This is a genomic window from Flexithrix dorotheae DSM 6795 (assembly GCF_000379765.1).
GTDB classification, from domain to species: domain Bacteria; phylum Bacteroidota; class Bacteroidia; order Cytophagales; family Flammeovirgaceae; genus Flexithrix; species Flexithrix dorotheae.
In genome coordinates, this window is sequence record NZ_KB903452.1 from 1 (window position 1) to 13,501 (window position 13,501).

Consider the following 13,501-nt stretch of genomic DNA (forward strand, 5'->3'; position numbering starts at 1 on the left):
GATATTTTAAAATTAACCAATGGTGAAGAGGCTTTTTTAGGAGAAATAGAACTTCCTGCAGGAAATCTTTCCCAAATTAGATTAGTACTTGGAGATCAAAATTCATTAACCATTGATGGAGAATCAACTGATTTGAAAGTGCCATCCGGATCCCAAAGNGGACTAAAAGTTAANGTNAATACTTCAATTGAAGCTGGTGTAACTTATAAGTTAGTCTTGGATTTTGATGCCAGCAAATCAATTGTAAAAGCAGGAAATTCAGGTAAATATAATTTAAAACCTGTTATCAGAGCCAAAATGGAAGCTCAAACTGGAGCTATCAAAGGAATTGTGGCTTCAGAATTAGATGGTGTGATTTCAACAGATTCTATTAAAGCGGTTGTCTATGCGATATCTGGTTCGGATAGTATTTCCACCTATCCTGGAAATGATGGTCAATTTTTAATTCGAGCACTTGAGGCTGGAACCTACCAGGTTGTGGCTGTTCCAGATTCCGCTAGTAATCTTACTCCGGTAATTGAAAATAATGTGGAAGTAAAAACAGGTGAAATAACTTCATTGGACACGCTTAAATTTTTAAATTAAAAAGTCCTTTTTTATTCGAACATTCATTTTCAGCACAACAGAATTTTGGTAAAAACGGTTTTAGCTTAAAAAAAGCAGTTCTGGAATCTGCTTGATTATGAGCCTAATTTAAATGCTGTATTGATGTTAATAATAAGCATATGCTAAAATGTAGATAGTTACTACATTTAATGGGCTAAAATATTCTCTCTATCAAAATTTTGATAGAGAGAATATACTTTTTGGTTTAACTGTTAAAACAATTGGTTTTGAGAAAATCAATTTATCCACTTCTACCTTTTGTTATACACTAACATAGGGAGCCTGGAAGTAACCATGGTACCGTTGCTCAGGGTTTTTCCCAGCATAAATTTGAGCAGAAATTCCTGAAATACAACCATACCGGCTTTTCTGTCTTCTGCCACATCCTGTATGGTTTGAAAATGATGTTTGCTGACTATCGCCTCGTAAGTAAAATTAATGGCACTTTCTTCCATCAAATAACTTACTTTGTCTTTAAGTTGCCTCAATCTGCCCTGAACCAAATCATTTTTCTTTTCGGTCACATGAATGATGTGAATTCGTGCATTGATAGGTAAGGCAAGTTTGTTTATGAATTCCAGGGCTTCAATATCTTTGTTATTAAAGTTGGTCACAAATATTATGGACTGAAATAACTGAAAGTGAAAGTTATTTGGAACTATTAAGGTTGGAATGCGAACCTCTTCCAGAATATCAAAATTCTCAAACTTATTTAACTTTTTAAAGGCAACAGATTCATCTACTTCCGGCACAATTACAAAGGTTTCTTGTCTGTATGCTAAATTTTGAATAGTCTCAAAGAGTGGCCCTGTTTCTATTTCCAGGTTTTCCTTTAATTGGGTCTTTCCCCAACAACTGGATTCTTCAATAAATTTATTTACTTTTTGTTTAATCTGATTTCTATCATCAAGAACAATACTTTCAATTGGTTCTCCCGGGTACATTTCTGCCGTTTGGAAAGGCTGAATTGCATAATCATTAATATTGTACACTAGATGAACATCCAAAGGAATAAATCTTCTTAAATGCATTACAAATTCCAAAATTGTCTTAGACCTTTTTGAAAGGTCAATATATACAATGGCTGTTTTCATTTTGATTGAATTTTAAGGATTAGAAAGAAACTCCCCGGATCGTACTTTTAAAAAGTGAGTAGGGGAGTGGGTTAGTCCTAAGTTTGGGTATGTTGTAGAAGATAATTTCCAGCTCTATAGGGCAGGTTTGTTTATGGTAGAATAACCTGTAGAAAAGATGTTTATCAAAACCCTATTGCTGTCTGTTAAAGGCTGGCGTGATGTGGAAACTCAACCTGAAAAGGATAATAAGACTCCATTCAGGTTGAGTAAGAGCCTGTTCAAATTTTAACTATCTCGCTGAAAACTTAAATATTTGAACAAGCTCTAAGGATACTAGATCAAATCAATAAGATGTTTCGCTCCTATTGGTTTTCTTCCGGGTCAAGCATGATTCCCTCTTCATCATAAAAAATAATGGCTTCTTCTTCCCCATTTTTTAAATGAAGCTCATAATAAATGAAGTCTTCCTCAATTTTATACCCTTCTACAAACTCGTAATCTTTGTATTCACCTTCACTCAAAGCTGTTAAGACTTTTTCAGGTAAATCATTTTTTGCAATTTTTTCCTTAAGAAACTGAATGGTTACCTTTTCGGAAGCAGAATACTGAACGGCAAAAGCAGCGGTTCCCACCAATCCAATTGACAGGAAGAAGGCTAAAATTAATTTTAGTTTTTTCATTTTAATACATTTTTGGTTAGCTAATAATTAGATTCAATTGATTAACACTTATTAGAATTCTGTGCCAATTGAGGATAACCCCTTTTTTCAGAAGAAAAGATGGATTTTGATAAGCGAACTGTAGATTAATTTCTATGAAAATGATGAATTAATCCGCAGGTTGAGGATTTGGAAGTGGGAAAACTGAGTAGAAAGTCTTACAGGTAAACTTCAAGTATTTTACCTGACAATCTGTTTAGATTAATTTCAATGGTTTTAAGTGTAAATTGTAATTGGGTCAATTTAAGTTGATTTTCTAATAAAATTAATTGAGTTAATCTAAAGTCGTATCCGTTGATAGCCCCTCTTTTAAATTGTTCCTGGGCAGTTGCATTTATTTTATTCATTTGGGCTACGTTATTTTGCGCCAGACTAATTTGGTTTGTTACGGATTGGTATTGGTAATAGGAGCTCAGTACATTAGCATCTACATCATTAGTGATTTGATTTTTGGTAAGTGTGCTATTTTCAGCAAATAACATATTGTTTTTAATTTCTCTTTTGGTATTGCCTCCATTAAACAAATTAAAGCTCACATTAACCCCTATTGTTGGTCCGAAGGTTTGATTCGAGTTCGAAAAGCCTACTTCTGCGGTATTTTTATTATATTGAAAACCTGCAAATAGATTTACACTAGGATATCTATTGGCCTGGGTAATTCTTAATTCTGTTTCCGCAATAAGTTCTTGCAATCGTTGTTGGGCAAGTTGATTGTTGTTTTCAGAAATAAGGTATTTTAATGAATCTATGCTGGGAAGTATTTTAGCTTCAAAAGTTTTATTTTGGATTTTTATGGGTTGTTCCAAAGGGTTGTTTGCAATTCGATTTAACTCAATGATTAATGATTGAATGGTATTTTGTTGTGCCAGGATACGAATGCTGTCAGTTTGATAATCTACCATGGCTTGCCCATAATCTATAATCGTTGCACTACCGATTTCTTGTTTTTTCCGGGCAATTTTTAACCGAAAAGCAGAAATTTCCAGTGATTGTTCGAAGTTTTCCAATATCTTTTTTTCATAAACCAGTTGGTAGTAAGCCGTTGTGATATCCGCAACAGTTTGTTCAATGTAAAATTTTGAGTTGAGTTCACCTAAGGTTTGCAAATAACCTAATTGATCCTGCTTTGCAAAGACCCTAAAGCCATTAAAAACAGTCCAATTCATTAATGCTGACATATTTAAGTTGGTATTTTTGGCACCTGATCCTTCTCTTATTGTTCCATCGGCAAAAACCTGTTTGGTATTATTAAACGAATTAGAATAACCTCCAGCAATATCTAAACTGGGTAAAAAGCCAGCATTACCCAAAGTGTTATTGTTTTCCGCAATAATACTTTCGTTTTTTACAATCTTAATCTGGTAATTATTTTGAATAGCCGTATTGATAAACTCCTGGAGAGTTTGTGCCGATCCATTTGATACTATAAAAATAGCTGCTAATACAAATATTTTATTCAAAATCCGCTTCATCTATAATTTTATTCTCTTTACTGGCAATGTAGGTGTATAATGCCGGAATTACGTATAATGTTAAAACCAATGCTAATATTAGTCCGCCTATAATGGTTAATCCCATGGGTACTCTGCTTGAGGAAGAATCTCCCAGGGCCAGGGCAATTGGTAATGCCCCTAAAACAGTGGATAAACTGGTCATTAAAATTGGACGGAAACGCTGTGATGCAGCCTCATAAGCAGCTTCTTTTAAGTTTAATCCTCCGTCCCGTTTTTGGTTGGCAAATTCAACAATTAAAATACCGTTTTTAGTAACTATTCCTACTAAAACAACCATACCGATCTGACTAAATATATTCAAAGTTTGCCCAAAGGCCCACAGGGTAAGTAATGCCCCTGCCAATGCTAAGGGGACCGTTAACATGATGGTTAAAGGATCTCTAAAACTTTCGAATTGAGCTGCTAAAGTGAGGTAAACTAATATTAAAGCAAATAAAAATATAAGATTGGTACTGGTTGAACTTTCGGCAAAATCAGATGCACTTCCTCCCAATGCAGTACTAAATGATTCGTCCAAAACCTCCCCGGCAATTTTTTGCATTTCGGCAATTCCATCCCCCAGAGTATAGCCGGGAGCAATGTCAGCTTCAACAGTGGCAGAAGTATATCGATTGTATCGCAACAAAGATGGTGGACGACTTTTGAAATTAATGTCCACTAAATTATAGAGGGTAACCATCGAACCATTTTTATTTCTTACACTGAGGTTGTTTAAATCTAAAGGCTCATCGCGTTTCGTTTTTAAGGCCTCTGCCAATACATAGTATTGTTTGCCATCTTTAATAAAATACCCCAGGCGTTGTTCACTTAAAAAAGTCTGCAGGGTTTTGGCCACATCAGAAATGCTAACTCCCATTAAAAGGGCTTTACTCCGATTAATGTTTACATTAATTTCGGGCTTGTTAAATTTCAGGTCCACTTGGGAAACGCTAAAAACCGGACTTTCCTGAACTTTATCCATAAAACCAGGGAGGGCTTCTTTCAGTCTTCCCAAATCAGTAGCCTGTAAAATAAATTGTATTGGGAGTTTTCCTCCACTGCTTGCCGAAGTTTTAATAGTAGGCTCCTGCACTACATAAGATTTAGCAAAATTTAATTGCTGAAGTTGCTTGTTAATTTCATTTGCAATATCATTTTGAGATCGATTTCTTTCCCCAGGAGGAACTAAAGTAGTTCGGATAAAAGAACTGTTAACTGATGTGGATGCTCTAAAGGTCGGAGAGGTAACTCCTAATAAAAACGCTTTTTCAGGAAGCGTGTCCATAAGATGCATCAGGTCCAGCTGATAGGCATCCATAGCCTCATAAGAGGTTCCTTCCGGAGCTGTAGAAATAATTCTAATCTGACTTTTATCCTCTAACGGGGCTAATTCTGATTGCAATTGGGAGCCCACTATGAAAATGGTGGCCAACATCACCACAAAAAGTGGAAAGGCTAACCAGCGCTTATTCATAAATTTCTTTAGGGATATGGAATAATATTTTGTAGAAACAATTACTATTTTATTGAAAACCCGCATCAATGCAAATTCCCGACTGCTCTTTTTTAGCATTCTGGAACTCATCATGGGGGTTAAGGATAAAGTAATGAATGTGGATATGGCGATTGCACCAACTACCACCATGGCAAATTCCCTGAATAACTGGCCTGTTAAACCAGGCATAAAAAAGATAGGAATAAATACACAAACCAGGGTAATGGAAGTGGCTATCACCGCAAAGTAGACCTCTCTTGCTCCCTGAAAGGCAGCTTTTACAGGATGCATACCCTCTTCAATTTTACTGTAAATATTTTCCATTACCACAATGGCATCATCTACTACCAACCCTGTGGCTAATACTAATCCTAATAAAGAAAGGATATTTATGGAAAATCCGGCAGCATATAATACTGCAAAGCTTCCGATTAAAGCAATGGGAATTAACACTATAGGAATTAGTGTAGTTCGCCAATTTCTTAAGAAGAAAAAGATGACCATTAATACAAGAAAAAATGCCAATAAAATGGTGGATTTAACTTCACTAATAGCTTTGCGTATTGATTCTGTTTTGTCTAAGGCCACATCCAACTGAATGTCTTCAGGTAAGTCCTTTTTCATCATTTCTAAGCGATGAAAAGCCTCATCCACAATTTCAATATAATTAGAACCAGGCTGAGGTTGAAGTGCAATTCCTACCATGGGAATAACTCCATTTCCCCGTAATAATGTTCTTTCTGCTTCCGCACCTAACCTGGCCTTACCTATATCTTTTAACCGAATTAAAGTTTTATTCTCTTCTTTGATAATTAAATTATTGAATTCCTCCGGGGTATATAATCTACCAATTGTCCTTACAGTTAATTCTGTGGCAGTTCCTTCTACTCTTCCGGATGGCAATTCTACATTTTGTACACCCAGGGCATATTGTAAGTCGATAGGAGTGATGTTAAGCTCACGCATTTTGGTTGGGTCAAGCTCTAAACGCATGGCATATTTTTTCTCTCCCCAAATACGAATACTACTCACTCCTGGAATAGTTTGTAGCCGCTCTTTGAAAATGTTATTTCCTATTTGTGAAAGTTCCAATAACCCTCTTTTATCACTTTGCACCGTAATGGATAAAATAGTTTCAGCATTTGCATCAGCTTTACTTACCGTTGGCGGATCTGCATCAGGCGGTAAATTTTTAATGGCTTTAGCTACTTTATCTCTAACATCATTCGCAGCATTATTTAAATCTATCTGAGGTAAAAATTCCACCGTTATTGTACTTCTTCCATCCGTACTGTTAGAACTTAATATTTTTACCCCATCAATACTGTTTATTTGTTCTTCTAAAGGTTCGGTAATTTGTGACTCTATAATTTCGGCATTAGCTCCAACATAGTTTGTTTGCACCGTAACTATGGGTGGATCAACACTTGGGTATTCTCTAACCCCCAAAGAGATGTAACCAACTGCTCCGAGAAGAACAATGATAATAGCAAATACAGTGGCTAATACAGGTCTTTTTATACTAATGTCAGATAAACTCATTCTTGAATTGGATGTTTTAAGGAAATAGACATTCCGTCTTTAACTGTCAATAATCCGGTAGTTAACACAGAATCTCCCTCTTTAAGACCTGTTAAAATATGGACTTTATCCGCAGTTCTATTGCCAAGGGTTACTACTCTGCGTTCGGCTTTTCCATTGTTGTAAACATAAACCGTTTGTTCGGTAATAGAGGGCACAACTGCTTCAGTTGGAACTAGTAAAGCATCATCTATTGCATTGGTTGGTAAAATGATTTCTGCAAAGGTTCCCGGTAAAATATTGTTTTTAGGATTTTGCTTCAACATAGCCCTTACTGTAATCATCCTGGTTTGTTCATCTACAGCAGGACTAATCGCATAAATGGTGGCAGTAAGGCTATCTCCTTCCACCAGAACAGTTATTTTTTTATTTATTTTAATACTTTTTTTGTACGCCTGGGCAATGCTAAAATCAACTTTTAATTGTTGGTTGGCTGTTAATGATGTAATTAGATCTCCCTGTCTTAAGAAGGCTCCTTCACTAAAATTTCTCAATCCCAATTGCCCAAAAAATGGAGCTGTAACATTGGCTAAATTTATATTGACCTGTAATTGTTGTTGTTTGGATTGTAAACTCAAAACTTTAGCTAAGGCAAGATCAACTTCCTCCTGACTACTGCCCTCAAAGCTGAGCAATTCTTTTTTTCGGTCGTAATCCTTTTGTGCAGAGGTTAGTTCTGCATTAATGCCAACCAATTCTGCTTTCCAGGTTCTATCATCCAACCGAATTATGGTTTGGCCTTTATTGACTTTTTGCCCCTCTTTAAAATAAATGTCAAGGACCTGGCCAGCAATTGGAGCCATTAAATTTACCTGCTCTTGTGCCAATAAATTAGCAGTGGTAACAATCTCATTACTAAATGTTTGTTTCTTAACTTTATAGACCTCTACTGTCAGATCGCTTGTATTACTACTTGGTTTTTGTTCTGAGCTGCATGAAAAAATTGTGGAAGCAATTGTTGCGAACACCAGGTTTTTAAGTGCTTTATTCATTTATTTTCTTTTGAATGCCTTAACAATAAATTTTGGTTCCGGTAATAGCTTGATGGTTTCAAAAAGTTTATCCATACTCACCTTAAAATTATCTTTTTCCTCCTGTGAAAAGTTGTGAAATAACAACTCATCAGTTTGCGCTATTCCTTTCTTGATCAATGGAACAAGGGTTTTACCTTTATCGGTAATTTCAAGTATCTGACACCTTCTGTCATTAGCATTTTGTTTTCTTACAATAAGATCCCTGTCGCAAAAATAGTCCACTATTCTCATCGTGTGGACCTTATCCCTTCTTATGGCTTCAGCTAAATCTGTTTGGGTAATTTTACCACTATTTTCATTTAAATAGATTAAAGGAAAAAAGTAGCGTTCAATCCCCAGAGGAGTCATTATTGATGATAAAGTACTAAGATAAACCTCTGAAATCCTGGACATTTCAAAGCCATAAATTTTCACCTCTTCCATGGAATAAATTAGTTACATTTGAAATCGTTACAAATGTAACTAATTTATCCTTTAAAAATCAGCTTAAACTAAAAACTTCATTTTCAATGTTGGTGGATGGGGAATTGTGATGATGGAATTAGCTATTGCAGCAGCAATTCCAATGGCAAAGTCTAAGGGGAAAAATTTTCTTCAATCAATATTACTGTTTAATTGAAAACAAACAAAGGAAATTGGCAGATAGGTAAGCAATTTCCCTAAATTACTGTCTAATTTTCCTTTATCCAATCCCATTTTGGCCGATTGCTAGCTTTTATATTTTTATTGGAAATAAATGGTTAATCCCACAAGGACTAAATAGATCATTTCATCAGCAAAAAGGCCTTATTCAAGAAGATAATAGTTGTTTCTGTCCAAAAATAAAGGCATTTTTAAAGTGTTAATTGAAAATGGTACAATTTTAAGTAAATTAAAACATTAATAATAATGAAATAAAAAGGGTTTTGGTTTTACTTGAGACTTTTTGTAGTAAATATTTCATTTCATATTTTTGATTCTAAGGTCCCTGCTGTTTGGCTTGGACCTTTTTGATTTAAAAGGGGAGCAGATATTTTTTTTACAAGCTAAACAAAGATCCTTTGAAGGTAAATAAAAAGAAAGTTGGAAGGGTAATTCAGTAAGGATGCTTGAAATTAGATCAATTGATTTCTTTACATAAAATTTAGAATTTTAGGAGTAACAATAAACCAGGATTGTTACTCCTTTTTTTCTCCTCTATGGCTATTCCAAAATAGGCTTAAAAGCTAACCTGTTTGGGCTTCCGATTCACCTAAATAGTCTAAGCTATTAAAGGTTTTGAAATAATGTGAATGGTAAAAAAGTAAAAGTTCCGAATATGGACTGGATAGCCAAAGTCCACATAGAAGATGGCTTTTCATTCATCTTTAAGCAATAATATTGGGTCAAAAAGTGATGCTTTAAGTGCCTGGAAACCGACTGTCAATATGGCTATTAGAAAGGTCAAAAAGCCTGCAGCAAAGAAAAACCACCATTCCATATCTATTTTATATGCAAAATTTTCAAGCCAATTATTCAACATAAAATAACTTAACGGCAAGCCTATAATAATTGAAATTAAAACTGATTTCGTTAGGTCATTGGTGAGTTTTACGGTTAAGTCCATTGAGGAAGAACCAAAAATTTTCCGAATTCCAATTTCCTTCCCTTTCCGTTCTAAAGTAAATGCGGCAAGACCAAAAAGCCCAAGACAAGAAATGATGATGGCAATGGCAGCAAAATAACCTGCTAAGATGGATACCCTATTTTCAGCTTCATACATTTTTTGATATTCATCGTCTAAAAATTTATAGGTTAAATTCACTCCAGGATTAAAAGTCTCATGTAACTCACTTATGGTTTGAATACCCTCCTGCAATTTACCCGCTTCCAGTTTCACCATGATATTTCGGGTATGGTTATTTCGCAAAATAAAAAAGATAGGCTTCACCGCTTCATGAAAAGAGTCGAAATGAAAATCTTTTACTATACCAATGATTTCTACCTGATTACCCCATAATTCAACTTTTTTTCCTAAAGGATTTTCCAGGCCCATAAATGCGATGGCAGCTTCATTAAAAATGATTTTGTCCGACTCGGATTGACTGTCCGGCATAAAATTTCTGCCTTCTTTGAATTCAATATCCATGGTTTTAATGAAATTGGGCGTAACCTGCATATTTTCAAATTCCGTCCGATCATTGGGGTCTTTTCCCGGCCATTGTATACCATAAGTACCGCCATTATGCCCGGTCATATTATGGTTAGAGCCTGCGGCATTTTTTAAGTTAGGTTTGGTGGATAACTCACTTAAAAATGTTTGAAATCTGGAACTGTCCCTCAAAGCTCCTTCTACATTCATGATCAATACGTTATCATTATTATAACCCAGGTTTTTTGTCTGAGTATAAGAGATTTGCTCATAAACTACAATCACTGAAGCGATCAATACCACAGACAATGTAAACTGAAAAGTGACCAATCCTTTTCTAGCCCATGATTCACCTGTTGATTTATGATTACCCCCTTTTAAAACTTGTATGGGTTTAAACTTGGATAAATAGAAAGCAGGGTAAATTCCTGAAAGTAAAGCAGTAATACAAATGATTAATATAGTCCCTGTTATTAGTTGATAATCCGGATTTAATGATAAGTTTTTATCGACTATTAGATTGAAAGAAGGCAGGATTAACCAGACTAAAAGGTATGCCATGACCATTGCAATAATGACTAGCATGAATGAATCCACCAAATACTGAAATACAAGAATCCCTTTATTTACACCGATTGTCTTTTTTACTCCGACCTCTTTTAATCTACGCGAGGCTCTGGCGGTGGATAGGTTCATAAAATTAATGCAGGCAATAACCAGGATGAAAAGAGCTATGGTACTAAACATTTTTACATATTCGATCCTACCACCTGCAACTTTTCCATTCTCATATTTTCCATTTAAATACCTATCGGAGAATTTAGCGATAAATGGACTGCGGTGTTTCGCATTTCCTTCAGTTTTATCTCTCACTAAATCATATATTTTTTTATTGAAAGCATCAATATCTGCTCCTTCTTTCATGAGCAGGTAAGTTCGTGGGGCTGTGTTGTACCAGTTCTGGACCCATTCATTATTATCCCAAAAATGTTCAAAGGTCAGCATAAAATCATATTGTACTGAAGAAGTTGCAGGCAGTTTTTTAAAAATCCCGGCCACTTGAAAAAGTGTATTTCTATCCACCTCAATCATTTTTCCGGTTATATTTTGGGTATCACCAAAGAAGCGTAATGCCAGTTCGTCCGAGATGATGATGTTATTTTTGTCTTCTAATAATTTGTATTTATCCCCTTCTATAATATCTAAACTAAATAAATCAAAATAATTTTTACTCACATAAATACCATCAGCTTTAGTGTTATTGTCCTCCCAGGAAAGATTGTAATTAGTAACCCAGGTAGTGGTTACGGCTTTTTCTACTTCAGGATATTCTTCCTCCAAAGCTTTTGCGGTAGGACCCGCTGAGGTAATTCTGGTAATCATCCCATTGCCCTGATCAACATTTTCCATGTATTGGTATAACCTGTCTTTATTTGTATGGTATTGGTCTATGGAAATTTCATCATTTACCCACAGATAGATGAAAAGCACACAAGCCAATCCACTTGTTAACCCAAGCAGATTGATCAGGAAAAAACTTTTGTTTTTTAAATGATTACGGAATGATATTAAAAGATTATGTTTAAAGATTTCCATGCGATTAGGAGTTTTTAAAAGTACAAATGATCGAATAATGCCGGGTCGAAAAAGCAGTAATACATCTTTGCAAAAAAGAAGGTCGGCTTTCTTCTTTCCGCTCTCTTCCATTCTTCTGGTATAGAGTTGAAATAAATCACCTTCAATATCCGGCAGGTAATCCAGCTTACAAAACCACCTTAAAAAGGCAATGGCTAAGCGTGGGGGCATAGATTTCATAAAGCATTATTTTAAGTTTAATACAATTCTGGGAAGTGCGCTCCAAAGTTTCTCTCTTGATTCTTTTGTATCCGCCAATGTATTTCTGCCATAAGCTGTAATGGTAAAGAATAGCTTAGGCCGACCTCCTCTGGAAGCTTCAGTTTCCCCGTGATGACTGGTTAAAAGTCCTTTTTTTTCTAACCTCCTAAGGGTAGTCTGTAAAGCACCCACACTTACTTTCCTTTCTAGTCTGCTTTCAATTTCATCTTTAATGGTTATGCCATAAGCATTTCCATGAAGGATACCTACAGTTAATAAAACTATTTCTTCAAACTCACCTATCTTAGGATATTTCATAAGCAATACTATTTTGTAGTATTGCGAATAAAGCTATTGATTAATCATAAAGCAAATGAATATCATTAAAGGCGTCTTTCCATTACAGGAACGGTGGTAACAGGATGTTTTGTGGTAAAACCTTTACTCGTACCGTTAATACAGAATTTGCTACCGGGATTTAGAAGAAATGATTTTTGAAAGCGGGATCTAAGTAGATCGTACTAGTTTTTTCAAAGGTAAAAAAATAGGTTACTGAATTACAAAAATGCTATGGGTAGTCACAGAAAGTATAATTATTATGATTCCTGAGCGTGGCTGAAACTAATGTCAGGGATAAAGGAAAGGGGAAATCATATGCTAAATAAGGCTAAACTGAAAAGTAATCCACCACTATAAGCTTTACACATTTACTTCTGATTTAAAAGAAAAATTTCCTTTTTTTTCATGGCTGTCAGGGCAAAAAAGGTATTTTCTAAATTATTTTTGCAACAACATTGCAGTTACGCTATTTCCCATTATGTTTGCAACAATGTTGCATTAAAGTTTCATGGAAAATATGCTAGAAGCCATCAATCTATCCAAAAAATATGACGAACAGCTTGCACTTGCAGATTTGAGTCTAACAGTTGCCCCGGGTGAAGTTTATTGTCTCTTGGGACAAAATGGGGCAGGTAAGACCACTACAATCAACTTATTCCTTGGTCTCATCAAGCCGACAGGTGGGAAAGCCTTAATTAATGGGGTTGAGGTAAATTCCGCAGGCAATACCCGATCAATGATTGCTTATATCCCTGAAGTAGTACAGCTCTATGGTAATATGAACGGGATCGAAAATCTGGAGTTTTTCAGCAAGCTTGCAGGGTTTAACCATACTAAAAAGGAACTCGTTTCTCTACTTCATAAGGTTGGATTGAAAGCAGAAGCCCATACGAAAAGACTTTCATCCTATTCAAAAGGAATGCGCCAAAAGGTCGGAATTGCCATTGCACTTTCTAAAAATGCACAAGTCATTTTTATGGATGAGCCTACATCCGGGCTAGACCCAAAAGCGACAGATGAGTTTACTACTATTTGTAAGGAACTTGCCCAAGAGGAAAAATCTATTTTTATGGCAACACACGACATCTTCAATGCGGTGAATGTGGGGACTACCATAGGGATAATGAAGGAAGGGAGACTGGTTTATTCCACTGGAACTTCCAATGTAAGTGCAAACGAATTACAAGAATTATATCTAAAATCGATTTAGTA

The 13,501-nt window shown here is 35.4% G+C and carries 10 protein-coding genes; 2 read left to right on the plus strand and 8 right to left on the minus strand.

From position 1 onward, the window contains the following. The first annotated feature begins 3 nt into the window (after nucleotides 1-3). Nucleotides 4-585 (plus strand): DUF4382 domain-containing protein, encoded by a 582-nt coding sequence (locus A3EM_RS43245; protein WP_425402068.1) that lies wholly within the window; start codon nucleotides 4-6, stop codon nucleotides 583-585. A 272-nt stretch (nucleotides 586-857) separates the two neighbouring features. On the opposite strand, the gene A3EM_RS0121460 is transcribed toward A3EM_RS43245, so the two are convergent. The 8 genes from A3EM_RS0121460 to A3EM_RS0121505 all read right to left on the minus strand — a co-directional run bounded on the left by A3EM_RS0121460 (nucleotide 858) and on the right by A3EM_RS0121505 (nucleotide 12,268). Further along, entirely contained in the window at nucleotides 858-1,700 is an 843-nt protein-coding gene (locus A3EM_RS0121460; protein ID WP_020530309.1) for a hypothetical protein, read from the minus strand. A 344-nt stretch (nucleotides 1,701-2,044) separates the two neighbouring features. Further along, nucleotides 2,045-2,362, minus strand: a complete 318-nt coding sequence (locus A3EM_RS0121465) for a hypothetical protein (protein ID WP_020530310.1) — start codon at nucleotides 2,360-2,362, stop codon at nucleotides 2,045-2,047. Between the two features lie 197 nt (nucleotides 2,363-2,559). Next, nucleotides 2,560-3,873, minus strand: coding sequence for a TolC family protein (locus A3EM_RS0121470; RefSeq protein ID WP_020530311.1), 1,314 nt, complete (start codon nucleotides 3,871-3,873; stop codon nucleotides 2,560-2,562). Further along, entirely contained in the window at nucleotides 3,854-6,931 is a 3,078-nt protein-coding gene (locus A3EM_RS0121475; protein WP_020530312.1) for an efflux RND transporter permease subunit, read from the minus strand. Before A3EM_RS0121475 ends, A3EM_RS0121470 begins: the two co-directional genes overlap by 20 nt. Beyond that, nucleotides 6,928-7,962 carry an efflux RND transporter periplasmic adaptor subunit gene (locus A3EM_RS43250; protein ID WP_020530313.1) on the minus strand — a complete coding sequence of 345 codons (1,035 nt, stop codon included), beginning with the start codon at nucleotides 7,960-7,962 and terminating at the stop codon, nucleotides 6,928-6,930. Before A3EM_RS43250 ends, A3EM_RS0121475 begins: the two co-directional genes overlap by 4 nt. Next, complete coding sequence (locus A3EM_RS46100) at nucleotides 7,963-8,427, minus strand: MarR family winged helix-turn-helix transcriptional regulator (RefSeq protein WP_020530314.1); 465 nt, start codon at nucleotides 8,425-8,427, stop codon at nucleotides 7,963-7,965. Between the two features lie 913 nt (nucleotides 8,428-9,340). Then, nucleotides 9,341-11,929, minus strand: coding sequence for an ABC transporter permease (locus A3EM_RS0121500; protein ID WP_245576530.1), 2,589 nt, complete (start codon nucleotides 11,927-11,929; stop codon nucleotides 9,341-9,343). Between the two features lie 6 nt (nucleotides 11,930-11,935). Continuing rightward, complete coding sequence (locus A3EM_RS0121505) at nucleotides 11,936-12,268, minus strand: PadR family transcriptional regulator (RefSeq protein WP_020530317.1); 333 nt, start codon at nucleotides 12,266-12,268, stop codon at nucleotides 11,936-11,938. A 529-nt stretch (nucleotides 12,269-12,797) separates the two neighbouring features. Here A3EM_RS0121505 and A3EM_RS0121510 point away from each other — a divergent pair. Continuing rightward, nucleotides 12,798-13,499 carry an ATP-binding cassette domain-containing protein gene (locus A3EM_RS0121510; RefSeq protein WP_020530318.1) on the plus strand — a complete coding sequence of 234 codons (702 nt, stop codon included), beginning with the start codon at nucleotides 12,798-12,800 and terminating at the stop codon, nucleotides 13,497-13,499. Nucleotides 13,500-13,501: the final 2 nt, after the last annotated feature.